The following is a 26101-nucleotide window of genomic DNA, read 5'->3' as shown; positions in this document are numbered from 1 at the left end:
CGCTTCGATTCAATGGCCGTCGCGAATGTCGGCGGACCACTGCGCATACCACTCGCGGAACAGCGCGTACTGCGCTTCCACATAGTTGCGCTGTGCATCGCTGAGGGCATCGGACTCGTTGAAGTGCAAGGCGTATTCGCGCTCGCCGTTCAGCACCATGAGGTGCTTGTAATACAGCACCAGATCCGGCCCCTCGTCGAAGGAAGACAGCACGCCCAGGGCGGCGTCGAGTTCCTGTGCCTGACGGCGCGCCTTGACGTCGCCTCGCGCGGCTTGCTTGCTCAGCGAGACCAGGTGCAGGACCTCCCGGGGGAGCGCGTTGCCGATGCCGGTGATCGCACCGGTCGCGCCACAATTGACGAAGCCATGGACCACCGTGGTGTCGACGCCGACCATCAGGGTGACGTCATCGTCCTGCGAGGTGATGTTCTCCGCCGCATAGCGCAGGTCGTCGGCGCCGCCGAACTCCTTGAAGCCGATCAGGTTCGGATGCTCTTCCCGCAGGGCGAAAAACAGATCGGCACGGGTGGCGAAGCCATAATAGGGGCTGTTGTAGATCACCGCCGGCAGATTGGGCGCTGCCTTGAGGATGGCGGAGAAATGGGCCTTCTGGGCCACCGCCGAGGTACCGCGCGACAGCACGCGGGGAATCACCATCAACCCCTGGGCGCCGACCTCGGCAGCGTGGGTGGCGTGGGACACGGCCTCCCGGGAATTCACCGCACCGGTGCCCACGATCGTCGGGATGCCGGCGGCGACCAGGCGCGCCACGCCTTCCTGGCGCTCGGCCTCGCTCAACAGCGGCCAGTCCCCCATCGAGCCGCAATACACCACGGCGCTCATGCCGATATCGATGAGTTCGCGCCCCTTGGCGACGAGCGCATCGTAGTCCGGCTTGCGCTCCGGCGTGCAGGGCGTCATCAGGGCAGGAATACAGCCAGTGAAGATATTGTCGTTCGTCATTGTTTCCTCCGGGTTCTCGGGTCAGTCCAGTGCCTTGGTTGCCGTCCGCTGTCGATGTCTTTTTATATTTTATACAATCTTCAAAAAGACTTTTAAAGCCTCGCCGGCCAAAAAAAGCCCCCATCCCATGGAAACCTCACCTCATGCTCAAGAACGACATCCTCATCGAGGGGCGTGCATGACGATTTTCCAGAATGACCAAAGGCTCATGTATACTGTATAAAACTTCTTTTTCGAGTCGCCGAACCCATCATGGCCTACAAGACCCGCGCCCAGTTCGTTGCCGATGATATCCGCCACCGCATCCTGAACGGCGAGTTCCCCGGGGGCACCCAGCTCCGCCAGGATGCCCTGGCAGCGGACTATGACGTCAGCCGGATTCCGGTGCGCGAGGCACTGCTTACCCTGGAGGCCGAAGGCCTGGTGGAGTTCTACCCGCACCGCGGCGCCTTCACCACCGAACTCTCGGTAGCCAAGATCCGCGAACTCTTCGACCTGCGAGTACTGCTGGAAAGCCACCTGCTACGCCACGCCATCCCCCTGATGACCGAATCCGCCCTGCACAAGGCCGAGCGCATCCTCCTGGAGTACGATGCCGCCCTCGACAGCGGCAGCCAGATCGACAATTGGAGCGACTACAACTTCGCCTTCCACGAGGCGCTCTACAGCCCCGCCGATCTTCCCGAGGCCATGAACCTGGTATCGCAGCTCAATACCAAGTCGGACCGCTATATCCGCATGCAGCTTCTCTATACCCGGGAGATCGAGAAGGCCGAACGCGAACACCACGACCTGCTCGAGTTCTCCAGGCAAGGCAACGCCGACGCCGCCTGCCAACTGCTGGAGCGGCACATCCTGGAAGCCTGCGAAGGGATCGTCGCCGTGCTGGAGGGGCGGGTCCAGGCCAGTCAGACACCGGACACCGCCCAGCTGTAATCGGCATCACGTTCCGGGACGGCCCTTTCCTTCACCGGAGTGCAGCAAGAAGGGCCACCCGTACCGAGTCACTCGACCAGCGACTTGAGGTACTGACCGACCTCGGAATGATGCTGGATCGAGGATACCGGCAGAATGGTCTCGGCCGGCCCCCAGGCGAAGACATTCACCGGAGTGTGGGTATGGGTACCGGTGCCCCAGACGACATTCTGTGCAGTACCCAGAACACGCCCCAGTACATTGCCCCGATCGTTATAGGGGTAGAACGCATCAAAGTCCTGGATGGCCGGGACCTCCTCGGCTTCGAGATAGCTGTGACCCTCCACGTGGTAGGGGTTCGGCTTATCGGCCAGGACCGCTTCCGCCTGCTCTTCGTCGATCTGGAAATCGCTGTTGGCATTGACCATTTCCATCAGACGAGCCGGCGTTCTCTGTTCTTCTTCGAGTGCCCCGAACTCACTCAGCAGGGTCGAAAAGCTGGCCTTCTGCTGATAGAGGGAATCGAGAAGCGCGAAGTCGCCGAAGTTGAAGTTGGGCGCATAGTCCCGTTCCGCGAAGGCAGGGCCCGACTTCGACTGCGGCTCCGGCAGGTCGGCCGATGAATAACTGAGCCCGAACGCGCCCGTTTCATGATCCGCGGTAACCAGGATCACGGTGTCCTCGCGTCCTTTGGCCCAGTCGTAGACACCTTGAACCGCCTCCTCGAACTTGACCATCTCGTTGAGCATGGTGCCGGCATCGTTCGAGTGCCCCGCCCAGTCGATCTGACCGCCTTCGACCATCAGGAAGAAACCGTCCTCGTCCTGCTCGAGCCTGTTCAGCGCGGCCTGCGTCATCTCGTGCAGGGTCGGCTCGAGGCGGTCGGCGTCGTCCCTGGTATTGCGATACTCGATACCATCGGCCATGCCGGAGTTGGCAAACAGGCCCAGTAGCTTGTCGCTCTGATCGGCCTCGAGTTGCTCGCGGCTGAACGCCAGGCCATAGCCCTTTTCGACGGCTTCCGCGAGCAGGTTTCGATCGTCCTGACGCTTGGACGCCGGCTCATAAGCGCCATCCATCAGGCTCGTGACCTCGGCATCCTCGCTCGCCAATTGCGGCACCCAATGGCGCAGTCCGCCCGAGAGCATGACGTCGGGCCCTACTTCCAGCATGTCCACGGCGATCTCGTTCTCCAGCGAACGATGGGGCTGGTGGGCGGCGAAGGCTGCGGGCGTGGCATGGGTCAGGCGAGTGTCCGAAACCAGACCGGTCGCCTTGCCCCGGGCCTGGGCAAGCTCGAGTACCGTCTCGACGGGATTGCCCTCGGCATCGATACCGATCACCTCGCTACCGGAGTAGATGCCACTCGCCAACTGCGTGGCGGAACAGGCGGAATCCACGACGACGGCATCCTCGGGATGCGTCAGGGAAAAACCGACGACGCCTTCCTTGGCCAATTGGTGAAACGCCGTCGGCTCGCCATCGTAGATGGAATCGGGAGCCTGGTTGGCATAGGTTTCCAATAGCCCCACCTGCTGGGGCCCCATGCCGTCCCCGATCATCAGGATCACGTTCTTGACCTCGGCGGCACTGGCCGGCGCCGCGACCGAGGCAAGCAACATCCCGCCAACCAGAGGGCCGACTGCCGTCTTTTGCTTCATGCAAAATGTCATGCTTCATCCTTCTTATCGTTTATCTTGGCGATGCGCACTGGCGCATTATTACGATCCATCATCCGCGTTCTTTATTTCAACTCTGTTATCCAACCAGCCCTCTTGCAACCTCCCATCAAGAATGCAGCATCTAGAATCCCACGATCCTGTCAGGTAACCAAGTTGCCGTTGCCGGGAAAAGTGCGACCAACAGCAGGGTGAGAAGCTGCACGGCTATGAAGGGCAACACACCCCGGCACATCTGCCCATAAGTAATATCCTTCGGGGCAATCGACTTGAGGTAGAAGATCGACGAAGCCATCGGCGGTGTCAGATAACTCGTCTGAATCGTTACCAACACCAGGGTGGCGAACCAGATCGGATCAATACCCATCTGTTTGACGATCGGTGTAAAGATGGGCACACAGATCAGCACGATGGACGTCCAATCGAGAACGAAACCGAGCAGGAAGGTCACCCCGAGAAAGAACAGAATGACGCCCGTAGTTCCTCCTCCCAAGCCTGCAGCAATATCGGCCACCATGTCCCCTCCGCCGTTGACGGCGAAGATACCGGTGAACATGGTGCCACCTGCTACGATCAGCAAGATCATCGCGGTGATACGCACAGTGAGCGAGAAGGACTCGACCATGGCACCGAACGAGATGCCACCATTGATAGCTGCCAGAACCACCGCTCCGGCAACTCCTACCGCCGCCGCCTCGGTGGGAGAAGCGATTCCACCCAGCAACGACCCCAGCACGGCAAACATTAACAACAGTGGCGGAATCAATGCCTTGAGTGTAATTCCGATCTTTTCACTCAGCGGCAAGTCATCACCACTCGCCACTGCAGCCGGGCCATCCTGGGGACGCAGCAGACAACGCCCGACGATATAGAGGGCGAAAAGAGACAGCATCAACAGACCTGGCACGATGATGGCCGCAAAGAGTGCACCAATGGATAACTGAGCCAAGGCTGCATAGACGACAACGATGACCGTCGGTGGAATGATCGTTCCCAGAGACCCTCCCGCGCAGATGGTCCCAGTAATCAGCGTGTTGTTGTACTTGTAGGCGCGCATGGCTGGAATAGCCATCAGGCCAATCATGATTTCCACCGCTCCCACCACACCCGAAGCCGCGGCGAAGATTGCCGCCATGGCGATAGTGGTGAGCGCCAATCCACCAGGTAAGCGCCCGATCCAGATCTGAATGGCATCGAACAGGTTCCTGGCGATTCCGGACTTTTCCAGAATGGCACCCATTAGTACGAACAACGGAATGGAAGAGAGAACATAGTGGGAAGCAGCACTGAATACGCTGCCATATAGTTGCTGAAACACCATAGGACCGAAGGCAAACCAGCCGGCGAACACCGAAACAATGGTCAACGCAAAGGCGATCGGAATGCCCAGAAATATAAGCAGAAAAAGTCCTGGAAACATCAGGGCGGCTACGGTCGCATCCATCAAATCGTCTCCCGGCAAGTGTTTTCGTTCATGAGTGATCGCAGCCCTATGACCAGCACTTGAAGAGCCAGGAGAGACAAGCCGAAAGCGATACAAGAGTAGAATGGCCACATTTTCGGTGCCCAGATGCTGACCATCTCCACCTCACCACTCAAGAAGGCATTCACTGTTTTCTTCCAGCCATGCCAGGCCATGAGGGACAGGACAGGAAACATCAGCAAGGTGTACACCACGCCATTGATGAGGCGGAAAAGACGTGGCGGCATCATACTGCTGAATACATCCACTCTGACATGGCCATCTACCTTTGCCGTCCAGGCCACACCAAACATGAAAGCAATGCCCGTTGCCATATAGGAGACATCGAAAGCCCAAATCGTCGAAGCATTAAAGACGTAGCGTGCAACGACCTCATAAAGCATCGCTACGCTCAGTACGATGAGTGCCGCCTTGCTCAGCCAAGCCGAAAGACTGGAGAGCCGGTCTATCAGTTTGAAGATCATCATCCTGTCTTCTCACATCGAGGCTCGGCGGGTGGCACACATTCAGCCTCCCGCCGAGCGTCGTTCAGTCAGTTATGAGATAGTCCTTCTGGGCATTCCAGCGCTGCTGATAGGCCTGATACTCCTCGAGAATTTCGGCCATTCTCGAGTCACCGGATTGGCTCGCCTCCTCGGCACGCTCCGCCACCCAGGCGCGACCGTTATCGGACAATTCCTTGATGAACTCCTCATCCAGGCTGATGACTTCATTCTTCCCGGCCCGGTATTCCTCCATCGCCAGCAGGTCCTGGTGATAGAAGTTGCCAAGCCCCTCGTAGGTTGTCAGTTTGGCGGCAGCTTCCAGGAGCGGCTTCAGATCGTCGGGGAGCTGATCCCATGTCTCCTGGCGCACAACCACTTCCCACAGGAACGTCGGCTGATGAACTCCCGGGACAACGATATAACGGGCAGCCTCATGGAAACCTTCCAGCTGGTTGCTGGATGGTGTCGCCCACTCCACGGCATCCACACCCTTTCGCTGCAGCAGCGTATAGGTGTCACCCGGCGGCACTACCGTGGGCACGGCATCATAATATTCGCGCATGACCTCCGCCCATGGACCAGAGGTTCGATACTTCAAGCCCTTGAGATCCTCGGGGCCATTGATGGGCACGTTGGAGTGAGCAAAGATCTCTGTGGAACCGATCCCTACGATCAATGAATGCAAGCCCTCACTGGCACGCAGTTCCTGCAGTTTCTCCTGACCACCACCCTCGTAGATCCAGTTGATGTAGGCCTGAGGACCCATGCCGCCAGGAAAGCCAGCAAAGATAGCATTCACGGGATTCTGGTTGACCAAGTAGCTCGGCGTCGAATGACCAGCATCGACGGTACCTTCCTTGACCGCGTCATAGACTTGCAGGGCCGGCACAATCACTCCCGCACCGAAAGGCTGGATTTCTACCCTTCCTTCCGTGAGTAACGCCGTATTATCAGCAAAACGTTCGAGAAAATTCTCGAAGAACGGCGAGCCATCCGGCACTGAGGTGGGAACACGCCACTCGATATCGGCAGCTAGAGTCTGAGACGCAAATGCCGCCGTCACCAGAGCAGTGGAAAACCAGGTCATTGTTTTCATTATGACTAACCTCATCACTGTAGTGGTTATTTATCGCCTCAAGGGCGTATTGGAAAGCCAGGACATCATCCTGGCCCATTGGGAAAGTCTGCCCCTCAATAAACAAGACGTAATATTGGCTTGGTGAGCCCCGACAACGGTAGAGGCCACACCGAGACATTCTCGGCATGGCAGGTACAAACGCTTCAGGACTTCATGGCAACACCCGGGACAGCGGTGTCCTCCTGAGGCTCGCCGGTTCGCCAGATAGCGATATTGGCGTAGCCGTAGAAGAGAGTGATCAGCAGCACCAGCATGTGGTACCACAGGAACGGCAGGTACGAGAGCGTCGAGACGCCCAGCGTCATGGCCATGAAGACACCGCCATCCGTCCAGGGCACCATGGGCGTGGTGATGGTGCCGCCGGCCTCGGCGTTGCGGGACAGTACCCGACGGTCGATGCCCTGCTTGTCGTAGTTCTTCTCGGTGATGGTGCTGGCGGTGATCAGGGAGACATAGGCCGCCCCACCGAAGAAGTTGCCGAAGAAACCGCCCAGCATGGTCGACAGCGTCAGGCGACCGGCATTATCGGCCCAACGCAGGAAGCTGTTGCTGATCGCCTGCAGCACACCGACGCGCTCCATCAGCCCGCCGAGCCCCAGGGCGAACAGGATCAATGCAATGACGCCGAGCATGGACTCGATGCCGCCCCGGTTGAGCAGGGTGTTGAGGAAGTCCACGTCGGACTGCATGGCATTGCCGACATAGGCGGTCCGCATTGCGTCGAGCAGCGCCACGTCCTGGGCCAGCCAGGCACAGACAATCCCCATCACGGCCCCGAAGGTGATCACCGGGATGGCGGGATAGCGGCGGATCAGCAAGCCGATGACGACGACGGCCGGCAGCAGCAGCCAGCCGTTGATGGTGAAATGCGATTGCAGGGCCTGCATGGCCATGTCGGCACGCTGGGTATCGACGTCGTCACCGACATAGAAGAAACCCACCACCAGGAACAGCAGGGCGGCGATTAGCGCCGCGGGGCCGCTGACCAGCGACATGGAACGGATGTGATCCACCAGCTTCACTCGGCACAGCGAGGCCGTCATCACGGTGGTATCGGACAGCGGCGACATCTTGTCGCCCACATAGGCGCCGGAGATCACCGCACCGGCCACCAGCGGCAGAGGAATACCGAAGCTGTGACCGATGCCGATCATGGCGACGCCGGCCGTCCCCGCCGTGCCGAAGGAGGTTCCCGTTGACAGGGAAGTGATGGCACAGATGATGAAGGCCGCACACAGGAATATCTGCGGACTCATCACCGACAACCCGTAATAGATGATGCTGGGTACGATGCCACCGGCGATCCAGGTACCGATCAGCGCCCCCACAGTGATCAGCACCAACACCGCTTCCATGCCGTTGTGGATACCGTCGATCAGCCCCTTCTGCATGGTCTCGTAGGAAAGCTTGAGCTTCACCCCGAGGGCCATCACCAGGAACCAGGACGTGAACAGTGCCAGCTGGATAGGCAACTCGAAAACGTTGATGAACAGGAACATGATGGCGATGAAGCCCACCATCACGGCACCCACTTCACCCATGGAGGGCAGGCGGCCCCCCGCTTGCTGCTCGTTCATGACTCACTCCGCTTGTTGTTGTCGCAATGTGTGTTGATTCGTTGCCGACCAGCGCCGGCCTGACTATCGGGCAAAGCGTGCCAGCCGGTAGGGGGCCAGCGAGGGCAATGCCATTTCCGTGGACTCCCGCTCGGGAGAACTGAACCGGCCGACCAGGCGGGCGGTGATCGCCGCCTGGGTCAGGCCGAGATGGTGGTGCCCGAAGGCCAGCCAGACCCGGCCCTCGGGCCCGGTCCGATCGATGACCGGCAGCGAATCCGGCAAGGACGGGCGGAATCCCATCCAGGGAGTCGCGTCCGTCTCGTCCAGGTGCCGGGAGAACATGCCCTGCGCTAGCTCCCGGAGCCGCCAGGCACGCTCCATGCGCGGAGGCCGTTCGAGGCCGGCGAACTCCACGGTGCCGGCCAGGCGCAGCCCCTCGGCCATGGGCGTCATGATGAAACGCCGCTCCAGGGAGGTGACCGCCATGGGCAGCCGCTCGACTTCCCGCGGCAGCATCAGGTGATAGCCGCGCTCGGTGTCCAGCGGCACCCGTACTCCTGTCAAAGCGGTGACCAGAGGCGCCGAGTGGGCACCGGCGGCGACCAGCACCCTAGGCACCGTCAGCCTGCCCTGGCTCGTCTCCAGACGAACTCCACCGGCATCGGCCTGGCCGCCCTGCACGACGGCCCGGGAAAAACGCACTCCAGCGGCCTCGGCGGCTTCCACCAACGCCTGGACCACCCGGTGCGGGTCGATCACATGACCGGTCTCGGGAAAGAACAGGCCACCGCGGATACGCTCGGAAAGTTCGGGAACCCGACGATGGACTTCCTCTCCGCTCAGACGCTCCAGCGCAACGCCCTGAGCGGCGAAACGTGCCGCCGACGCCTCCAGGGCATCCGCCGTCTCGGCCTTCTCGTGCACCAGCAGAGAACCGTGCCCACAGAGCAGATCGAGTCGCCCGATGGATGACAGCAGCTCCTGCCAGGCCGCCAGACTCGCTTCGTTGAGCGCCCGGATGCCCGCCACGCTGTGCCGGTAGGGAGAAGAACGCAGGTTCCACAGCAGCCGCATCAGCCAGGGAGTCGCCTTCGGCAGGTATCGCCAGTCGAGCCGCAGCGGTCCCTGTGGATCCATCAGCATCCCGGGGATACGCTTCAACAGCGAGGCATCGGCAATGGGGAAGACCTGCTCGGTGGCCAGATGCCCGGCATTGCCGAAGGAGGCCCCCATGCCCGGTGCATCGCTGTCCAGCACCCGCACCCGGAGGCCCTGGCGAGCCAGCTCCAGCGCACAGGCCGTGCCGACCACGCCGGCACCGACTACCGCGATGTCGGCATCGTCAAGGCCGGTATCCGCCGCGGCTCGGGTTGGTGAGGAGGCCTTTGGATCGGGGCTCGCCTGGGTCATGATCATCGCTCGCCTGAAGTGCGTTCCGTTGAATGTATAAAATATATAATCTATCTTGGCAAGCATGGCCGACCAGGATCACAGGCCCAGCCATCACCCCGAGACACAATGAGAGGACGATGCATGAAGCGCATCCAGGTGATCGATTCCCACACCGGCGGAGAACCCACGCGGCTCGTGCTGGAGGGCTTTCCCGATCTCGGCGCAGGCAGCCTGCGCGAGAAGCTCGAACGGCTGCGCGGCGAGCATGATCGCTGGCGCACCGCCTGCATGCTGGAGCCACGGGGGCATGACGTTCTGGTCGGTGCCCTGCTCTGCGAGCCGGAAACACCAGAAGCCACCTGCGGCGTCATCTTCTTCAACAACAGCGGCTATCTGGGCATGTGCGGCCACGGCACCATCGGACTGGTGGCCTCCCTGGCCCATCATGGCCGCCTGGCGCCCGGCCTGCATCACATCGATACGCCGGTCGGCGCCATCGAAGCGCAGCTTCACGAGGATGGCAGCGTGACCGTGCGCAATGTGCCGGCCTATCGCTATCGGCGAGCGGTTCCGCTGGAGGTGCCCGGCCATGGTCGTGTCCATGGCGACATCGCCTGGGGCGGCAACTGGTTCTTCCTGGTCAGCGATCACGGCCAACGCCTGGAACTGGACAACACCGATGCCTTGACCGATTTCACCTGGGCGATTCGACAAGCGCTCGAGACACGGGGTATCACCGGTGAGGATGGCGGGGAGATCGACCATATCGAGCTGTTCGCCGACGACCCTGACGCCGACAGCCGCAACTTCGTGCTCTGCCCCGGCAAGGCCTATGACCGCTCGCCCTGCGGCACCGGTACCAGCGCCAAGCTGGCCTGCCTGGCGGCCGACGGCAAGCTGGCCCCCGGACAGTCCTGGCGTCAGGCCAGTATCACCGGCAGCGAATTCGTGGCCCATTACGAACCGGAAGGCGAACGGATTCGTCCCTACCTGCGCGGCAGAGCCCATATCAGCGCCGAAGCCTCACTGATCATCGACGAGACCGATCCCTTCGCCTGGGGAATCGCCGCCGACGCCTGATATGCCTACGGCCTCGACCAGGCTCCCTCGATGATACGCACCCTATCGTCGGCCAGGTTGTCGAGCAGGTTGCGGCCCATCTCGCTGAAGCCGTCGCCGAAGAGGCTGGCCGGCCCGGGTAGCGCAGGCGTGGCCTGGTGTTGTGGTTCGCGACGCGCGTGCTTGCGGCGCCAGGCCAACGCCTCGGCGGTGACATCGGCGATCTTGCACGGGCGGAAACCCGCCGTTTGCAGCTTCTGCTCCAGGGCCGATCGCGTCTGCAGATGGCTGGTCGCCCGCTCCCTGGCCCAGGGCACCGGCAGCGTCAAGGCGGCCGGATTGTCGCCGGCCACCACCTCGTGCAACAGCACGCTGCCTCCGGGGGCCAGCAGGCGACGCCATTCCGCCAGTACTGCCGTGGTGTCCGGCATGTTCATCAAGGCATGCTGGCACCAGACGACATCCACACAGGCCTCCGGCAACGGCGCTCGAGCGGCATCGGCACAGCAGAATCGAGTGCGTGTCGCCAGGCCCGTGGCACGGCTCAGCCAGCCGGCGATCTCGACAAAGGAAGCGGTGATATCGATCCCGATCACCTTGGCATCGTATTCCTCGGCGAGTAGCCGGCTGGCTCCGCCGGTCCCGCATCCCACATCCAGCACGCGGACACCCGGCGAGAACTCGCCGAGACGAGCCAGCGAGCGACTGGCTCGCCGTCCGCCCAGATGCAGTTGATCGATGCCGGCGATGTCATCGAGGGCCAGACGATCCGGGTTCCGGCCGCTGTCGATGAAGGCGCGGCGCAACCTTTCGACCAGCGCCTCACCACTCGCACCCTCCGCATCTCCGGCACCGGTATAGTGGCGTGCCAGACGCCCGGCATCCGTCGATACTCTTGCCCGTGGCCGCTCTATCCCGCCATCGCCACCATAGTCACCGTGCGCCATCCGTTGTCTCCGTTTCCTTTCCCCTTGACTCCCATGACGACGGGACTGCCGGCCGGTGAGACGACGCCATATCGTCAAAATGTATAACATACATGTTGGCTGCCACCACATACGCTGAAGATACGGGCAACCCAGTCCGCCGATCTGTCCAACAACGACAAGGAACTCACGCATGACACTGGAACGACGCCAGTTTCTCACCGCCTCCGTGGCCCTCGGGGCAGCCGCCGCTGCGCCGAACCTGCTGGCCGGCAACACGGCGCCATCGCGTTACCCTGACAGCACCTGGCAGGTCATCGACGAGCGATTCGAGCGTTACATGCTGTTCAACACGCCCCTGGAACGCCAGTGGACCGGCGGCCTGTGGCTCGAAGGGCCGGCCTGGAACGCCGTGGGTCGTTATGCCGTCTTCAGCGACATCCCCCGGGCCCGGCAGATGCGCTGGGACGAAACGACCGGTGAGGTCTCGGTGCTGCGACACAAGGTCGGCCACTCGAACGGCCACACCTTCGACAACCGGGGCCGCCTGATCGCCTGCGAACATTCTCCCGCGCGCGTCGTACGCTACGAATGGGACGGCAGCATGAGCGTGCTGGCGGAACGCTACGATGACAAGCCACTCAATGCGCCCAACGATGTCGTCGCCCTGGAGAGCGGAGGCCTGATCTTCACCGATCCGGGTTATGGCGCCCATATCGACTATGAAGGGCAGCGCCGCGAGCTACAACTGGACACGGCGGTCTACTACTGGGAAGACGGCATGGCCGAACCCAAGGTACTGACCACCGAACTCTACAAGCCCAACGGCATCGCCCTGGGACCGGATGGCCGCAGCCTGTACGTTACCGATACCGCGCCTTCCCACCATCCGGACCAACCGGCCACCATCACGCGCTTCACCCTGACCGAGGACGGCAAGGCGCTGAACAACACCAAACGACTCGTCGAAAGTCGCGAGGAAGGTTACGACGGCCTGACCTGCGACGCGGATGGCAATCTCTGGGTGGGAACCTCCGGCGGCGAAGGCATCGACGGCGTCAGTGTCTTCGCCCCGGACGGCACCTTGATCGGCCGCGTCCTGCTCCCCGAGATCTGCGCCAACGTCTGCTTCACGGGGGAGGATCGCAATCGTCTGCTGATGACCGCGAGCCAGTCGATCTATACGCTGTATACCGCAGCTCGCGGCGCCTGAGAGCCCGCTGACTGACGCTCACGCTCCCGGCGTGGCTTTTCATTATCGCACCCGCCTCTTTCATCAAGTCGACGCCGGGTATTGAGCCTGCCCTCGACAGTGATGAAGGTAGCCAGGCCAATAACGAAACCACGACCGGGAGCGACATGATCACCGTGCCATGCCTGCGACGCTCGAGCGTCGACAACGCCTTCACGCCCTGCCGGAACGACCGCCATGCTGGCTGACTGGCTGGAACGGAGTCTGGACGGATCGGTCTCGGCACCCGTACAGGGCGACATCCCCGGCGGACGTTTCCGCGTCCTCGGCCCGGGGCTGCTGGAACTCACGCCGACTGCCGACGAGACACGGACACCCGCGGTGGTGCTGTCAGCCGGCATCCACGGCAACGAAACGGCCCCCATCGAGCTGCTCGGTGCCAGCCTGGCTCGCCTGGAAGCCGGCCTGCTGCGATTGGGCAGCCCCGTGCTGGTGATCCTAGGCAACCTCGAGGCCATCCGCGCCGGTACGCGCTTCGTCAACACCAACCTCAATCGCCTGTTCCGTCGCGACCTGGCCGAAGACGGCATGGAGCCGGATCGAGCGCGCCAACTGATGGAAGCGGTGGATACTTTCTATGTCCGCCACCCGGGCCGTACCCGTTTGCACTACGACCTGCACACGGCGATCCGCGACAGCCAGTACCCGCGCTTCGCGGTGGAGCCCTTTGCCGATGCCGTCACCACGCCGGAGCAATGGCAATGGCTGGCCGGCGCCGACATCCAGGCAGTGCTTCACCAGCACGACCATAGCTGGACCTTCTCCCACTACGGCAAGCATTACCACGGCGCTCAGGCCTTCACCCTGGAGCTGGGACGCGCCCTGCCCTTCGGTGCCAACGATCTCGCCCCGCTGGCCCCCATGGGTCAATTGCTCGATGCGCTGCTCGAGGGGCGCGAACCCGCCTCGGCGTCCCCTTCGCGGATGGCCTTCTTCCGGGTCGAGCACGAGCTGTTCCGCCATGCCGAGGCCTTCCGGCTATGCTTTCCCGACGACACACCGAATTTCACCGAATTCGCTCCCGGCACGCGCCTGGCGGAGGATGCCGAGGCCGGCCCCTTCACCGTCGGCGACACCCCCTTGCGTGTGGTATTCCCCAACGCCAGGGTCGAACTCGGCGCTCGGGCGGCCCTGCTGGTGACACCCGTCCCGGATGAAGAGACGTGATATTCACGTCTTAAACGCTTCTCAAACGATCAATAAAACTGCAAAATAACAACAACTTGGAGTTATTTTATGCATCGAACCACTGCCTCCATAGACCAAGGTCGCACCCTCGAAGACACAACACGGCCTGTCGACAACCGTCTGGCCTGTTAGAATCGCCCACCTTTTCGCGCCGGCCCACACGCTGCCCGGTCCCGACCCAGGCGACCTTACCCGAACTGGAGTCCGCTTCATGGCCGATACCCCGATCCCGCTGGAAGTGCGCAACATCACCAAGCGCTTCGGCGATACAGAAGTCCTCAAGGGCCTGTCCCTGCAGGCCCACAAGGGTGACGTCATCACCCTCATCGGAGCCTCCGGCTCCGGCAAGAGCACCTTCCTGCGCTGCATGAATCTGCTGGAACAGCCCAACGAGGGCGAGTTGATCGTTCACGGCGAGTCCATCCGCTTCAAGGAAACGCGCCACGGCCGCGAGCCGGCCGACTGGAAGCAGGTCGTCGACATGCGCGCCAAGCTTTCCATGGTGTTCCAGAGCTTCAATCTGTGGGCCCACATGACGCTGCTCGAGAACGTCATCGAGGCGCCGGTCCATGTGCTCGGCAAGTCGAAGCGCGAGGCGATCGAACACGCCCGGCAACTGCTCGAGCGTGTCGGCCTCGCAGACCGCGCCGACTACTATCCGGCACAGCTCTCCGGCGGCCAGCAACAGCGCGGCGCCATCGCCAGGGCACTGGCCATGGATCCGGAAGTGATGCTGTTCGACGAGCCCACCTCGGCGCTGGACCCGGAACTGGTCGGCGACGTGCTCAAGGTCATGCGAGATCTCGCCGAGGAAGGCCGCACCATGATCGTGGTGACCCACGAGATGGCCTTCGCCCGCGACGTCTCCACCCAGGTGATCTACCTGCACCAGGGGCAGGTAGAGGAAGCCGGACCGCCCGATCAGGTCCTCGGCAACCCGACCTCCGAGCGGCTCAAGCAGTTCCTGGCGCCCAAGCACTGAGGCGACCCGGATGAGGAGACTCCCATGATCGACCTGCACGGCTACGGCCCGCGCCTCGCGGAAGGCGCCCTGGTCACCGTCGAACTGGCGGTTCTGTCGCTGATACTCGCCGTCGTACTCGGCTTGATCACCGCCAGCGCCAAGATGTCGCGCAACTGGCTGCTGCATCGCCTCGGCACCCTCTACACCACCCTGATCCGCGGGGTGCCCGACCTGGTGTTGATGATGCTGCTGTTCTTCGGCGGCCAGATCGGCGTCAACATGTTCACCGACTGGCTCTACGCCCGGTTCGACATCGACATCTTCATCAACATCAACGAATTCGTCGCCGGCGTGGTGACCATCGGCCTGATCTTCGGGGCCTACATGGGCGAAACGTTTCGCGGCGCCTTCCTTGCCGTGGACAACGGCCAGATCGAAGCCGGGCGCGCCTATGGCATGTCCCACTGGCTGGTGTTCCGCCGCATCCGCTTCCCGCAGATGATGCGTCACGCCCTGCCGGGGCTCTCGAACAACTGGATGGTACTGCTCAAGACCACCGCGCTGGTCTCGGTGATCGGCCTCTCCGACATGGTCCGGGTAGCCGCCGAGGCCTCCAAGGCCACCCGCGAGCCCTTCACCTTCATGATCATCGTCGCCATCGTCTATCTGCTGATCGCCAGCGTCTCCGAATGGGGCTTCGCGCGACTGCAGAAGCGCTATGACATCGGCTACGGGGAGGCGGACTGATGGAAAGCCTGATGAACTGGCTGCAGGCCCAACTGGCCGACAACAGCATCTTCACCCTGCAGACCCTCTCCTACTATGGCGAAGGCCTGGTGACCACCGTCCAACTGGTCTTCCTCTCGCTGATCATCGGCCTGGTGCTGGCCGTGCCACTGGCCATCGGCCGCGGTTCCAAGCATGCCTGGATTCGCCTGCCGATCTTCTTCTATTGCTATGTGTTCCGGGGCACGCCGCTGCTGGTCCAGCTCTACCTGATCTACTACGGCGTGGTCTTCGTCGAGGGCATCCAGGACACCTGGCTGTGGGTCATCCTCGAGAAGCCCTTCGTGCCGGCATTGATCGCCTTCACGCTGAATACCGGCGCCTACACCACCGAGATATTCCGCGGCGCCATCAAGTCGACGCCCAAGGGCGAGATCGAAGCCGCCCGCGCCTACGGCATGTCCCGCGCCCTGATGCTGCGACGCATCGTATTGCCCAGCGCCTTCCGCCGCGCCCTGCCGGCCTATGGCAACGAGGTGATCTTCATGCTCCATGCCAGCGCCATCGCCAGTGTGGTGACCATCATGGACCTGACCGGGGCGGCCCGTTTCGTCTATGCGCGCTTCTACGCGCCCTTCGACGCCTTCCTGTTCGTCGCGGCCATCTACCTCTGCCTGACGTTCACGATCATCTACTTCTTCCGCCACCTGGAGAAGCGGCTACTCGCCCATCTCAAGCCGGCCAGCGGCTGACGACCGTCGAACGAACGTTGGTTCACGGCGTTCGTTCACGGTCTTTCGACCCACCCGGCCTTCGGCTATGGTGGATAGGTCATCACCCAGGGCGGCTCGCGCTCCCGCGGTGAAGCTATCAACAAAAAGGGAAAACTACCTATGAAACTCAACAAGCTCCTGAGCATCGGCGTGCTGGGCGCCGGCATGATCGCCGGTGTCGCCAACGCCGAGGTCCGCGACATCCGCATCGGTGTCGACGTGCCCTACGAGCCCATGGAATATCGCACGGCCGATGGCGAACTGACCGGCTTCGACATCGAGCTCGGCAACGCCATGTGCGAAGAGATCGGCATCGAGTGCGAGTGGGTCGTTCAGGGATGGGACGGCATCATCCCCGGCCTGATGGCCCGCAAGTACGACGCCATCATGTCGTCAATGACCATCAACGACAAACGCCGTGAGCAGGTGCTGTTCTCCGATCCCTACTTCACTCCGCCCTCCGCCTGGTTCGCACCGGCGGACAGCGAAATCGAAACGCCCGACGCCGAAACGCTCGAGGACATGTCCATCGGCGTGCAGCGCGGTACGCTGCAGGACAACTATGTCACCGACATGTACGGCGACGTGGCCGACGTGAACCGTTACGCCACCGCCGACGACATGGTCCTGGACATGGATTCCGGCCGCCTGGACATCGTCTTCCTCGACTTCCCGGTGGGCAAGTCCACCCTGCTCGACAGCGAGGCGGGTGACTACAAGACCGTGGGCGAGCAGATCACCGAGCCCAAGCAATACTTCGGCGACGGCTTCGGTATCGCCTTCCGCAAGCGCGACGAGGAACTGGCCGCGGCCTTCAACGAGGCACTCGCCACTCTGAAGGAAAACGGCACCTACGCCGAAATCGAGTCCAAGTACTTCAGCGAGTAAGTCTCTCGTCCTGCCGCACATCGACGCTTCGCGGCCCCTGGAAACAGGGGCCGCGTGCGTTTGGGCATCTCATGCGAGTCAGCCCGAGCGACCGTCACCGGGCCTGGCGCGACGCTTTGCGGAAGCGCCCGGGCGAAACGCCGAACAGTTGACTGAAGCAACGGCGAAAGTGGGAAATACTGACGAACCCCGCCGCCACGGCGATATCGGCGAGATCCTTGTTGGTCTGCTGCAATAGTTGTCGCGCCCGGGTCAGGCGCAGTTCCAGATAGTAGCGCGCCGGTGTCGTCTCCAGGCAGCGGCCGAACAGGCGTTCCAGTTGGCGCCTCGAGACATCGACACAGGTCGCCAGTTCACCGATCGACAATGGCTCGTCGATATTGTGGTGCATCAGCTCCAGCGCATTCCTGAGCGACTGCGGCAACGACAGGTCCCGGTCGATGCTGATCACGGAGGTATCGATCGCCTCCGCGGCCTTGTCACAGCTCAGCACCTCCTCGATGGCACTGATACAGGCTATATCGCAGTCCCGGCTAATGATCGACAGCATCATGTCCAGAGAGCTGTTGGCGCCGGCGCAACTCACCCGGTCACGATCCAGGACATGGTTCTGCGAGGAGATTGTCACCGCCGGGAACTCTTCCAGCATCATGGCGCGCCCGTCGGGATGGAAGGCGCATTCGTATCCATCCAGCAGGCCAGCCTCGGCAATGAAATACGCGCCGTTCCAAAGCCCTCCCAGCATGCACCCCGCGTAGTCCGCGGCACGAAGTTTAACCCTGAGCTCGGGAGTTGCATGCATCTCGAGGCGATAGCCACCGCACAGTATGAGGTAATCGAGCGTCTCTTCCTGGAGATCCTCCAGGGAATCGTCGACGGCGACTTCGATGCCCAGGTCGCTCATGGCCCGGCGACCATCGATGCTCACGACCGTAACCTCGTACTCCACCGGTGCCTTGACCAGATTGGCCGTCACCAGGGCATCCATCGCCCCGGTGAAGGCCATCAAGGAGAAATGCTCGAACAGGACAAAGGCAATTCGCCGGCTGTCGACGATCGGAGCCTCGCCGGTCTCCACCTCGATGAAGGCCCGGTTCTTGCTGATCAGGGGACTGTCGAATCGGGCGCTTTTCGCCATATCTGTGACCGGTGAGCATTGTCATCTCGACCGGACCTGATTAAGGGATGTTGGAAGAGTAGCCGGCGCGGCCGGTATACACCGCCCCGAGAGGTGCCGGGCGGGGCACGAGGCGTGGTCGACGCGCCCAGTGCCCCTGGAAAGCCCCTCGGCGTGACCGCCGAGAGCGTCGGACTACATCAGATTGGGGAGCCAGAGAATCAGCTCCGGGAAGGCCGTGAAGGTGCCCACCGCCCCCAGCAGGATCAACCAATAGGGCAACGAGGCCCAGGCAGCATCGGGCAACGTCACCTCATTGCGCGTGATCGAGCAGAGCACGAACAGGTTGAGTCCCACCGGCGGCGTGATCATGCCGATCTCCATCAGCAGCGTCACGATGACGCCGAACCAGACGGGATCGAAGCCCAGGCTGGTGACCATCGGAAAGGTGATGGGCAGGGTCATCAGCAGCAGGGAGATGCCGTCGAAGAAGCAACCGAGCAGCAGGTAGACGAGCACGATCATCAGCAGGATGCCGTAGCGATCCAGCCCCAGCCCGGCGATGGCATCGACCGCGGCCCGGGGCAGGCCGAGCAGGCTCACCGCCTGGGACAGGATCACGGTGCCGATCAAGATCATGGCGATAGCCCCGAACATCATCGACGCGTGCTTGAAGGCTCCCCACAGCTTCGGCATGTCGAGATCGCCCCAGGTCAGGCCCAGCACGATACTGGCCGTCACCCCCAGTGCCGCCGCCTCGGTGGGCGTCGCAATGCCCATGTAGATGGTGCCGAGCACGAAGAAGATCAGGATCGGCAGTGGCCAGACTTCCAGCAGGCCGCGGCCCACGGCGCCCCAGTCCATCTTCTCTTCCCGCGGTGGTGCGACCGACGAACCGAGGCTCGAGCGCACCATGATCCAACCGAAGAACGCCATGGCGATCATCAGGCCGGGCAGCATGCCCGCCAGGAATAGCTTGCCGATCGAGACGTTCTGGGTCGCCCCGTAGATAAGCAACGCCAGACTGGGAGGAATCAACAACCCGAGCGTGCCACCTGCCGCCAGCGTACCCACGATCATGCGCGGCGAATAACCACGCTGGCTCAGCTCGGGATAACCGACTGAACCGATCGCCGCCGCGGTGGAGGTACTCGACCCGCTCACCGCCCCGAACAATGTGCAGACAGCGATATTGGTATGCAGCAACTGACCGGGAACCCGTCGAAACAGCGGCGTCAGGCCGTTGTAGACCCGAGTGGAGACGCCGCTGGCAAGCAGGATATCGCCCAGGAAGATGAACAGCGGCACGGCACTGAGCGTGAACTCGGTCAGCAGGTTCCACGCCGAATTGATCGCCAGCGCCGATGCTCCACCAGCCTGGAAATGCAGCAGGATGAAGCCGGTCAGCCCCAGGGCCGCTCCCAGTACGGCGCCGCTGCCCAGGAAGACCAGCAGGCCGGCGCTTAGAATCGCCCAACTCATGACAGGCCCCCCTCGGATGATGACGCATTTCGGCCAAACAGCCCCCGCAGCCCGTTTCTCACGATGATCAGGATGCACAGCAACATCGACAGCGGCATCAGCGCCATCCAGGGCCACAGCAGCACTCCGCTGATTTCGGAACGCGCGCCGATCTGCAGCGAGAACACCATGAAGTCCCAGGCCTCGTAGGCGAAGATCCCGGCGAAGGCGATGAAGATCGCATTGGCGAAGATGTCGGCCACTACGGCCAGACGATGGGAAAAGGTACGCACCAGCAGATCGATGCGAATGTGCTGACTGGTATTCAGTACGTGAGGGAGCGACAGGAACGAGAGGGAGAGGAACAGCAGGCCGGAGAGTTCATCGGAAAATCCGATGGGACTCCCGGCCAGATATCTCATCAGGGTACTGACCAGCACGAGACCGGTCATGAACACCCCTCCACACACGCCTATCAGGAATACCCCGTATACCAGTCTGTCCAACCAGGTAGACAAGACTCTCATCAAAGGCCTCTCTCGATGACGGCTTACTGGGAATCGCTCTGGAGTTCACCGGTCACGGTGTCGTAGTAGCGAATGCCCTCGTCGCCGGCTTTGCTGGCCATCTCATACCAGGCCTCCCAGGCCGCATCCACGAAGGTCTGTACGTCCTCGTCCGAGAATGCCGGCAGCATCGTGATGCCCATCGCCTCGCGCTCTTTACGCGCCTCGGCCTCACGCTCAGGGTCCACCGCCTGGTCGCGAGTCTCCTTCCAGATCTCCTCGCCGGCGCGCGTCAGGATCTCCTGCTGCTGCTCATCCAGGCTGTTCCAGGTGCGATCGCTGACCCCGAACATCCAGGGAGAGGCTGCCCAGGGATGCAGATAGGCCTCGTAGTCGGTCACTTCCTGCAGCGAGACCGTCTTGGCCACGGTCGAGAGGTAGTAGGCACAGTCCACGACACCGGTCTGCAGTGCCAGATACATGTCGTTCTGGGGAATCACCTGGGCCGAGATGCCTAGGCGATCGAAGGTCTCGACGAGATGGCCCGACCAGACGCGCACCTTCTTGTCGCGCAGACCCTCGAGGGAATTGACCGGCTCCTTGCAGTGCAAGCCCACATCGAACACCGGCGCGACGACGCCACCGATGGTGTGGATGCCCCAGTCGGCATAGCCCTCGCGATACAGCTCGCGCAGGGTGGGCAGGATGTCGAGATGCTGCTCTGCCTCGGTGATCGCACCCTGAGCATAGATCGACGCCATTTCCGGGGCATCGCGGTTGTAGTACTCCCCGTACATCAGCGCCATGTCGACCATGCCGCGCTGCATGATGCGCAGCATGTCGGCTTCCTTCAGCCCCAGCGACCCCGCATGGTAGACATCGACCTGCAGTTGGCCATCGGAATACTCGTCAACCAGCTCGGAGAAGCGCTCCAGGGACGCCGCCTCGGGCCGTGATTCTGCCAGCCCGCTGTGAAACTTCAGTGTCCGGACATCCGACCAGGCCTGCGAAGCAGTCGCCATCAGCGCCAGAGAGACGCTCGTTGCCAGAATTGTTTTTTTCATTTCAGATTTCCTTGGTTGGCAAACTCCTTAAGAACCTCTCACAAAGCCGTCACTGCTCTGGCACTGAATACGAACAAAAGGGGCCTGCATGCGACAAAGTGAGCACTTTTATCTCGCGGCGGTGTCACATCCTGTTACCCAAAACGCCAGCGGCCCCGATACTGTCGGGGCCGCTGGCGTTTCTGGCGTCAAATCTCGCTGCGTGGGCGTCGTTCAGAGGCGGGGATGCGTACCGGGTACGTGTTCGGCGTCCTCATTCAATGGCTCGTCCCGCGGCGGCTGCGCCAGGGCATTGAGGATGCCGCACTCGGCGGCCGGGCGCTGCCCCTGGCAACGGGCCCGCAGCGCCACCAGCGTTTCTTCCAGGGCCTGAAGCTGGGCGATACGTGCTTCCACATGGCTCAGGTGCTCATCGATCAGGACATTGGCCCGTTGGCAGGACTGCGCCGGATGGTCATGGCAGTCCAGCAAGGCGCGGATCTCGTCCAGCGTCATGTCCAGCGCCCGGCAGTGGCGAATGAAGGCCAGGCGCTCGACGTGGGTCTCGCCGTAGAGACGGTAATTGGCCTCGCTGCGTGCCGGCTCGGGCAGCAGGCCTTCCCGCTCGTAGTAGCGAATGGTCACGACCCGACATCCCGTGCGAGTCGCCAGCTCACCGATCTTCATCATCGACCTCCACTCGACTCGGAGCCAGGGCTTGACCCTATACAGACTATAGGGTGTGTCATGGCACAAGATACCACGAACGGAGTCCGAGATGTCCGATGCCCATGAACATGGCTGCTGCGGCGGCCATCACACCGAGCCTCGCGAGGCCGTGGCCGCCCCGGCGGACAGCGAGACGCTGCGCCTGCGCATCCAGGAGATGGACTGCCCCACCGAGGAAGCCCTGCTGCGCAAGGCCCTGACCTCGGCGCCCGGCGTCGCTGCCCTGGAATTCGACCTGATGGCCAGGATACTCAGCATCCACCATCACGACGCCGATACCGAGGCACTTCAGGCACGCGTTCGCGACCTGGGCATGACGCCTCGCCCGCTGGATACCGATGACGACCCGAGCGACGAGCCGCCGGCAAGCGACGACACGCCCTGGGGGCGGCTGATACTGGCAGCCCTCCTGGCCCTGGCCGCCGAGATCGTCGGCTGGACGCCCTGGCCCTGGACCGACTGGCTGGCCCCGGTGCTCGCGCTGCCGGCCATCACCCTGGTGGGCCTGCCGACCTGGCGCAAGGGTTGGGTAGCGATCCGCCACCGCACCCTCAACATCAACGCTCTGATGAGCGTGGCGGTGACCGGCGCCCTGCTGATCGGCCATTGGTCGGAAGCCGCCATGGTGATGGTGCTGTTCACCCTGGCGGAGCATATCGAGTCACGCTCCCTGGAACGCGCCCGCCGCGCCATTCGCGACCTGCTCGACAGCGCTCCCCGCCAGGCTCGGCGACGCGCGCCATCCGGTGAGTGGGAAAACGTCGCCGCCGCGGACGTGGCCATCGGAGATATCGTGCGGGTGCTCCCCGGCGAGCGCCTGCCACTGGACGGCGAGGTCATGCGCGGCCATCCCAGCCTGGACGAGTCGCCAATCACCGGCGAAAGCCTCCCCGTCGACAAGGCTCCCGGCGACAGCGTCTTCGCCGGTGCCATCAACCACGATGGCGACTTCGACATCCGCACCACCCGGGTGGCCAGCGACACCACCCTGGCGCGCATCATTCATGCCGTCGAGCAGGCTCAGGCCAGCCAGGCCCCCACCCAGCGATTCATCGACCGCTTCGCCGCCGTCTACACACCCGTGGTTTTTGCCCTGGCGGTGCTCACGGCCCTGGCCTGGCCCTGGATCGCCGGCGGTGCCTGGCTGGACGGCATCTACCGCGCCCTGGTGCTGCTGGTGATCGCCTGCCCCTGTGCGCTGGTCATCTCCACCCCGGTGACCATCGTCAGCGGCCTTTCCGCCGCCGCCCGGGCCGGCATCCTGATCAAGGGCGGCCGCTTTCTGGAACAGGGCAGGCGCCTGAGCTGGCTGGCACTGGACAAGACCGGCACCCTGACCCGGGGCGAGCCGACACTGGAACACTGGGAGCCCCTCGACGAGCCCTCGGATGCCAGCAGTCGCGAGGCCCTGGCGCGACAGGCCACCCTGCTCGCCGGGCGCTCGACGCATCCCGTATCCGCCGCCATTCATCGTGCCCTCGCACCGAATGCGGATGATGGCAGCGTGGATGATTTCCGCGAACTCCCCGGCCAGGGCGTCGAGGGTCGAGTCGACGGCCAGCCGCTATGGCTCGGCAACCGCCGGCTGGCCGAAGCTCGGGGCCTGATCGACGCGACGCTTGCCGAACGCATCGAGACCCTGGAACGTCGCGGCGCCAGCGTCGTGGCACTGGGCTCAAGCGAGCGGGTCCTGGCGCTGTTCGCCGTGCGCGACCCGCTCAAGCCCACCAGCCTGGCGGCTATCGAGGCGCTGCATGGCCTGGGCGTGAAGACCCTGATGCTCTCCGGCGACAACCGGCACGCGGTGAGCGCCATCGCCACGGAAGCCGGCATCGACAGCGCCCGGGGCGAACTGCTGCCCGAGGACAAGCTCGCCATCATCGAGGAACACGGCCATCGCGGTGTGATCGGCATGGTCGGCGACGGCATCAACGATGCACCGGCGCTGGCCCGTGCCGATATCGGCTTCTCCATGGGCGCGGCCGGCAGTGACGTGGCCATCGAGACCGCCGATGTGGCGCTGATGGACGACGACCTAGGCAAGCTGCCGACCTTCCTGCGCCTGTCCCGCGCCACCTACGCCGTGCTGGTCCAGAACATCGTGCTGGCGCTCGGCATCAAGGCGGTCTTCATGGTGCTGGCCTTCACCGGTCAGGCAACCCTGTGGATGGCGGTATTCGCCGATCTGGGGGCCAGCCTGCTGGTCATCGGCAATGGATTGCGCCTGCTGCGCAGCCGGCTTGCCTGAGCGCCCGCGAACGGCGACATCCGGTGCAAGAAATCGACAGTCGCGCTGCCAGCGGAACCCGGCGCTTCGCTGTCGGTCAGTGGAGGGGTCGTCATTTCAGATAGGGACATCATGATGCCTCAAGCATCCACCGCTGCTGCCACGCGCCCCTCGTCCGCCTGGACGGGCTGGGGCCAATGGCTGGCCCTGGTCACCATGACGCTCGATCACCTCGCCCGCTACGTGTTCCCGGACGCCTGGGGCCTGGGTTGGGTCGATTCATCGCTGGGGCGCATCGCCTTCCCGCTGTTTGCCGCCATGGTGGCCTGGCACGGACTCTTCAACACCCGCAACCCGCTGCGCTATGCACGACGCGTTCTGGTGATCGGGCTCATCGCCCAGTTGCCCTACATGCTGATGCCCCGCGCCGCCGATGGCCTGATTCTCAACATCTGCTTCACGCTGTCGCTTGGCCTGACCGGTGCCGCCTGGGCACGCGCCCTGCCCGAGCGGCTGGAGCGGAACGTTCTGGGACGTCGCCGCCTGGCCATCGAGGCCGGTGCCGCCCTGGCGATCTGGGCCATTGCCGGCTACATCGTCGAATACGGCCACCTGGGCCTGCTGATGATCCCGTTCTACATGCTCGCACTGGCGCGCCTGCATCAGGGTGGCGATGGCCTGTCCGAGCGTCTGGCCAGCACCGCCATGGCACTGCCGATACTGGTCGTCGCCGGCCTGATGAACAGCTCCGACATGGCCAAGTCCTTCACCGTTGCCACCACCCTGGCGATCCTCCTGCTGGCCGCCGGCGCCCACCGACTCCCCGCCGAAGTGCCACTGCGCATGCCGCGTCGCCTGTGGCTCGGCTGGTATCCCGGGCACTTCGCCGCCATCGCCCTGTGGCTGTGGGTCAGCGGTGGTTTGTCCTGAGACGCATGAAGTTGAGTATCCATCTCGCCATCAGCTGATCATCAACCGGCGCGTTGAGGCTGGCCAGGCCTTCCCGCACCCGGGAGGCCCCGACCTGATCACGTCGCAACCGCATCAGGTCCGCCGAATAGTCCTTGGCGAACTCGGGATGCCCCTGCACGCCGAGGAAACATTCACCGATCTGCATCAGATACAGCGGGCAGAAATCGCTGCCCGCCAATATCCTGGCATTCGGCGGTAGCGTGCTCACCTGATCCTGGTGACTGACGACCAGATCGAGCCCTTCCTGCCATGGATCCATCCAGTCAGCCCGCTGTGCCACGTCATTGAACGACATGCCCACGCCCCAGCCCTTGGGGCTCTTGACGACCTCACCGCCCAACGCCTTGGCGATCAACTGGTGACCGAAACAGATACCGACCAGCGGCTTGTCGGCATCCCAGAGTTGCCGAACGAAGCCACACAGCTCCTCGATCCAGGCCATGCCGTCATTGACGCCGAACTTGGAGCCGGTCGTCAGCCAGGCATCCGCCGCATCGACATCGTCCGGCAGCTCGCCGTCCAGACAGCGCCACACCTGGAAGGTCAGCGTCGGATCCACCGATGCGAACAGTCGCTCGAACATCGCCGGATAGTTGCCGTGCCGCTCCCGCAACTCCGGCGCCACGTCGTCACACTGCAAAAGTCCTATGCGCATC

Annotated in this window: 24 protein-coding genes; 10 read left to right on the top strand and 14 right to left on the bottom strand. The window is 62.9% G+C overall.

Annotation, left to right across the window (positions count from 1 at the left end):
• Positions 1–9 precede the first annotated feature (9 nt).
• Positions 10–963 carry a dihydrodipicolinate synthase family protein gene (locus HELO_RS02970; RefSeq protein ID WP_013331318.1) on the bottom strand — a complete coding sequence of 318 codons (954 nt, stop codon included), beginning with the start codon at positions 961–963 and terminating at the stop codon, positions 10–12.
• A gap of 252 nt (positions 964–1215) precedes the next feature.
• Between HELO_RS02970 and HELO_RS02965 the strand changes: the two genes are divergently transcribed.
• Positions 1216–1899: a GntR family transcriptional regulator gene (locus HELO_RS02965; protein ID WP_013331317.1), complete on the top strand. Its 684-nt coding sequence runs from the start codon at positions 1216–1218 to the stop codon at positions 1897–1899.
• A gap of 68 nt (positions 1900–1967) precedes the next feature.
• Here the strand turns inward: HELO_RS02965 and HELO_RS02960 are convergent, their stop codons facing one another.
• The 6 genes from HELO_RS02960 to HELO_RS02935 all read right to left on the bottom strand — a co-directional run bounded on the left by HELO_RS02960 (position 1968) and on the right by HELO_RS02935 (position 9632).
• Positions 1968–3539 carry an alkaline phosphatase gene (locus tag HELO_RS02960; protein WP_041602374.1) on the bottom strand — a complete coding sequence of 524 codons (1572 nt, stop codon included), beginning with the start codon at positions 3537–3539 and terminating at the stop codon, positions 1968–1970.
• Positions 3540–3681: 142 nt separating this feature from the next.
• On the bottom strand, positions 3682–5001 hold the full coding sequence (locus HELO_RS02955; RefSeq protein WP_013331315.1) for a TRAP transporter large permease: 1320 nt from the start codon (positions 4999–5001) through the stop codon (positions 3682–3684).
• The gene (locus tag HELO_RS02950; protein ID WP_041601871.1) at positions 5001–5507 is read right to left on the bottom strand and encodes a TRAP transporter small permease subunit; all 507 of its coding nucleotides are present in this window, start codon (positions 5505–5507) and stop codon (positions 5001–5003) included. The genes HELO_RS02955 and HELO_RS02950 overlap by 1 nt, the downstream gene beginning before the upstream one ends.
• Positions 5508–5568: 61 nt before the next feature.
• Positions 5569–6621, bottom strand: a complete 1053-nt coding sequence (gene dctP / locus HELO_RS02945) for a TRAP transporter substrate-binding protein DctP (RefSeq protein ID WP_013331313.1) — start codon at positions 6619–6621, stop codon at positions 5569–5571.
• 185 nt (positions 6622–6806) lie between these two features.
• Positions 6807–8240 carry a Na+/H+ antiporter NhaC gene (gene nhaC / locus HELO_RS02940; protein WP_013331312.1) on the bottom strand — a complete coding sequence of 478 codons (1434 nt, stop codon included), beginning with the start codon at positions 8238–8240 and terminating at the stop codon, positions 6807–6809.
• A gap of 63 nt (positions 8241–8303) precedes the next feature.
• Positions 8304–9632 carry an NAD(P)/FAD-dependent oxidoreductase gene (locus HELO_RS02935; RefSeq protein ID WP_013331311.1) on the bottom strand — a complete coding sequence of 443 codons (1329 nt, stop codon included), beginning with the start codon at positions 9630–9632 and terminating at the stop codon, positions 8304–8306.
• 123 nt (positions 9633–9755) lie between these two features.
• On the opposite strand from HELO_RS02935, the gene HELO_RS02930 reads away from it, so the two are divergent.
• Positions 9756–10694, top strand: a complete 939-nt coding sequence (locus tag HELO_RS02930) for a 4-hydroxyproline epimerase (protein ID WP_013331310.1) — start codon at positions 9756–9758, stop codon at positions 10692–10694.
• Positions 10695–10699: 5 nt separating this feature from the next.
• Here the strand turns inward: HELO_RS02930 and HELO_RS02925 are convergent, their stop codons facing one another.
• Complete coding sequence (locus HELO_RS02925) at positions 10700–11620, bottom strand: class I SAM-dependent methyltransferase (RefSeq protein WP_013331309.1); 921 nt, start codon at positions 11618–11620, stop codon at positions 10700–10702.
• Positions 11621–11792: 172 nt separating this feature from the next.
• Here HELO_RS02925 and HELO_RS02920 point away from each other — a divergent pair, with 172 nt between their 5' ends.
• From HELO_RS02920 to HELO_RS02895, 6 genes are all read left to right on the top strand, one after another.
• Positions 11793–12812 carry an SMP-30/gluconolactonase/LRE family protein gene (locus HELO_RS02920; RefSeq protein WP_013331308.1) on the top strand — a complete coding sequence of 340 codons (1020 nt, stop codon included), beginning with the start codon at positions 11793–11795 and terminating at the stop codon, positions 12810–12812.
• Positions 12813–13028: 216 nt separating this feature from the next.
• Entirely contained in the window at positions 13029–14018 is a 990-nt protein-coding gene (locus HELO_RS02915; RefSeq protein WP_013331307.1) for a succinylglutamate desuccinylase, read from the top strand.
• A gap of 232 nt (positions 14019–14250) precedes the next feature.
• Positions 14251–15021: an ABC transporter ATP-binding protein gene (locus HELO_RS02910; protein ID WP_013331306.1), complete on the top strand. Its 771-nt coding sequence runs from the start codon at positions 14251–14253 to the stop codon at positions 15019–15021.
• A 24-nt stretch (positions 15022–15045) separates the two neighbouring features.
• The gene (locus tag HELO_RS02905; protein WP_013331305.1) at positions 15046–15750 is read left to right on the top strand and encodes an ABC transporter permease; all 705 of its coding nucleotides are present in this window, start codon (positions 15046–15048) and stop codon (positions 15748–15750) included.
• Complete coding sequence (locus HELO_RS02900) at positions 15750–16481, top strand: ABC transporter permease (RefSeq protein ID WP_013331304.1); 732 nt, start codon at positions 15750–15752, stop codon at positions 16479–16481. Before HELO_RS02905 ends, HELO_RS02900 begins: the two co-directional genes overlap by 1 nt.
• A gap of 141 nt (positions 16482–16622) precedes the next feature.
• Positions 16623–17390 carry an ABC transporter substrate-binding protein gene (locus HELO_RS02895; protein ID WP_013331303.1) on the top strand — a complete coding sequence of 256 codons (768 nt, stop codon included), beginning with the start codon at positions 16623–16625 and terminating at the stop codon, positions 17388–17390.
• A gap of 94 nt (positions 17391–17484) precedes the next feature.
• Here HELO_RS02895 and HELO_RS02890 read toward each other — a convergent pair whose 3' ends face one another.
• The 5 genes from HELO_RS02890 to cadR all read right to left on the bottom strand — a co-directional run bounded on the left by HELO_RS02890 (position 17485) and on the right by cadR (position 22204).
• Complete coding sequence (locus tag HELO_RS02890; RefSeq protein WP_013331302.1) at positions 17485–18528, bottom strand: GlxA family transcriptional regulator; 1044 nt, start codon at positions 18526–18528, stop codon at positions 17485–17487.
• Between the two features lie 174 nt (positions 18529–18702).
• Complete coding sequence (locus HELO_RS02885; protein WP_013331301.1) at positions 18703–19989, bottom strand: TRAP transporter large permease; 1287 nt, start codon at positions 19987–19989, stop codon at positions 18703–18705.
• The gene (locus HELO_RS02880; protein ID WP_232519612.1) at positions 19986–20420 is read right to left on the bottom strand and encodes a TRAP transporter small permease; all 435 of its coding nucleotides are present in this window, start codon (positions 20418–20420) and stop codon (positions 19986–19988) included. The genes HELO_RS02885 and HELO_RS02880 overlap by 4 nt, the downstream gene beginning before the upstream one ends.
• Before the next feature lie 98 nt (positions 20421–20518).
• Positions 20519–21538, bottom strand: coding sequence for a TRAP transporter substrate-binding protein (locus tag HELO_RS02875; RefSeq protein WP_013331299.1), 1020 nt, complete (start codon positions 21536–21538; stop codon positions 20519–20521).
• A gap of 213 nt (positions 21539–21751) precedes the next feature.
• Entirely contained in the window at positions 21752–22204 is a 453-nt protein-coding gene (gene cadR, locus HELO_RS02870) for a Cd(II)/Pb(II)-responsive transcriptional regulator (RefSeq protein WP_013331298.1), read from the bottom strand.
• Between the two features lie 91 nt (positions 22205–22295).
• Between cadR and HELO_RS02865 the strand changes: the two genes are divergently transcribed.
• Positions 22296–24494 carry a heavy metal translocating P-type ATPase gene (locus HELO_RS02865; protein WP_013331297.1) on the top strand — a complete coding sequence of 733 codons (2199 nt, stop codon included), beginning with the start codon at positions 22296–22298 and terminating at the stop codon, positions 24492–24494.
• A gap of 111 nt (positions 24495–24605) precedes the next feature.
• Positions 24606–25403, top strand: coding sequence for a TraX family protein (locus HELO_RS02860; protein WP_013331296.1), 798 nt, complete (start codon positions 24606–24608; stop codon positions 25401–25403).
• Here HELO_RS02860 and HELO_RS02855 read toward each other — a convergent pair.
• Positions 25384–26100, bottom strand: coding sequence for a GMP synthase (locus HELO_RS02855; protein ID WP_013331295.1), 717 nt, complete (start codon positions 26098–26100; stop codon positions 25384–25386). The genes HELO_RS02860 and HELO_RS02855 overlap by 20 nt on opposite strands.
• Between the last annotated feature and the right edge of the window lies 1 nt (position 26101).

It is taken from the genome of Halomonas elongata DSM 2581 (assembly GCF_000196875.2).
Classification (GTDB): domain Bacteria; phylum Pseudomonadota; class Gammaproteobacteria; order Pseudomonadales; family Halomonadaceae; genus Halomonas; species Halomonas elongata.
Note: the sequence above shows the minus strand (reverse complement) of the source record. Positions and strands in the feature narration are given on the sequence as shown.

Excerpts from the sequence above, each read along its gene's own strand:
- HELO_RS02865 (WP_013331297.1), top strand. The coding sequence starts at position 22,296 with ATGTCCGATGCCCATGAACATGGCTGCTGCGGCGGCCATCACACCGAG.
- HELO_RS02885 (WP_013331301.1), bottom strand. The coding sequence starts at position 19,989 with ATGAGTTGGGCGATTCTAAGCGCCGGCCTGCTGGTCTTCCTGGGCAGC.
- HELO_RS02880 (WP_232519612.1), bottom strand. The coding sequence starts at position 20,420 with ATGACCGGTCTCGTGCTGGTCAGTACCCTGATGAGATATCTGGCCGGG.
- HELO_RS02855 (WP_013331295.1), bottom strand. The coding sequence starts at position 26,100 with ATGCGCATAGGACTTTTGCAGTGTGACGACGTGGCGCCGGAGTTGCGG.
- HELO_RS02925 (WP_013331309.1), bottom strand. The coding sequence starts at position 11,620 with ATGGCGCACGGTGACTATGGTGGCGATGGCGGGATAGAGCGGCCACGG.
- HELO_RS02920 (WP_013331308.1), top strand. The coding sequence starts at position 11,793 with ATGACACTGGAACGACGCCAGTTTCTCACCGCCTCCGTGGCCCTCGGG.
- HELO_RS02890 (WP_013331302.1), bottom strand. The coding sequence starts at position 18,528 with ATGGCGAAAAGCGCCCGATTCGACAGTCCCCTGATCAGCAAGAACCGG.
- HELO_RS02905 (WP_013331305.1), top strand. The coding sequence starts at position 15,046 with ATGATCGACCTGCACGGCTACGGCCCGCGCCTCGCGGAAGGCGCCCTG.
- HELO_RS02875 (WP_013331299.1), bottom strand. The coding sequence starts at position 21,538 with ATGAAAAAAACAATTCTGGCAACGAGCGTCTCTCTGGCGCTGATGGCG.
- HELO_RS02970 (WP_013331318.1), bottom strand. The coding sequence starts at position 963 with ATGACGAACGACAATATCTTCACTGGCTGTATTCCTGCCCTGATGACG.
- HELO_RS02955 (WP_013331315.1), bottom strand. The coding sequence starts at position 5,001 with ATGGATGCGACCGTAGCCGCCCTGATGTTTCCAGGACTTTTTCTGCTT.
- HELO_RS02930 (WP_013331310.1), top strand. The coding sequence starts at position 9,756 with ATGAAGCGCATCCAGGTGATCGATTCCCACACCGGCGGAGAACCCACG.
- HELO_RS02915 (WP_013331307.1), top strand. The coding sequence starts at position 13,029 with ATGCTGGCTGACTGGCTGGAACGGAGTCTGGACGGATCGGTCTCGGCA.
- HELO_RS02860 (WP_013331296.1), top strand. The coding sequence starts at position 24,606 with ATGATGCCTCAAGCATCCACCGCTGCTGCCACGCGCCCCTCGTCCGCC.
- HELO_RS02900 (WP_013331304.1), top strand. The coding sequence starts at position 15,750 with ATGGAAAGCCTGATGAACTGGCTGCAGGCCCAACTGGCCGACAACAGC.
- HELO_RS02965 (WP_013331317.1), top strand. The coding sequence starts at position 1,216 with ATGGCCTACAAGACCCGCGCCCAGTTCGTTGCCGATGATATCCGCCAC.
- nhaC (WP_013331312.1), bottom strand. The coding sequence starts at position 8,240 with ATGAACGAGCAGCAAGCGGGGGGCCGCCTGCCCTCCATGGGTGAAGTG.
- cadR (WP_013331298.1), bottom strand. The coding sequence starts at position 22,204 with ATGAAGATCGGTGAGCTGGCGACTCGCACGGGATGTCGGGTCGTGACC.
- HELO_RS02950 (WP_041601871.1), bottom strand. The coding sequence starts at position 5,507 with ATGATGATCTTCAAACTGATAGACCGGCTCTCCAGTCTTTCGGCTTGG.
- HELO_RS02910 (WP_013331306.1), top strand. The coding sequence starts at position 14,251 with ATGGCCGATACCCCGATCCCGCTGGAAGTGCGCAACATCACCAAGCGC.
- HELO_RS02935 (WP_013331311.1), bottom strand. The coding sequence starts at position 9,632 with ATGACCCAGGCGAGCCCCGATCCAAAGGCCTCCTCACCAACCCGAGCC.
- HELO_RS02960 (WP_041602374.1), bottom strand. The coding sequence starts at position 3,539 with ATGAAGCAAAAGACGGCAGTCGGCCCTCTGGTTGGCGGGATGTTGCTT.
- dctP (WP_013331313.1), bottom strand. The coding sequence starts at position 6,621 with ATGAAAACAATGACCTGGTTTTCCACTGCTCTGGTGACGGCGGCATTT.
- HELO_RS02895 (WP_013331303.1), top strand. The coding sequence starts at position 16,623 with ATGAAACTCAACAAGCTCCTGAGCATCGGCGTGCTGGGCGCCGGCATG.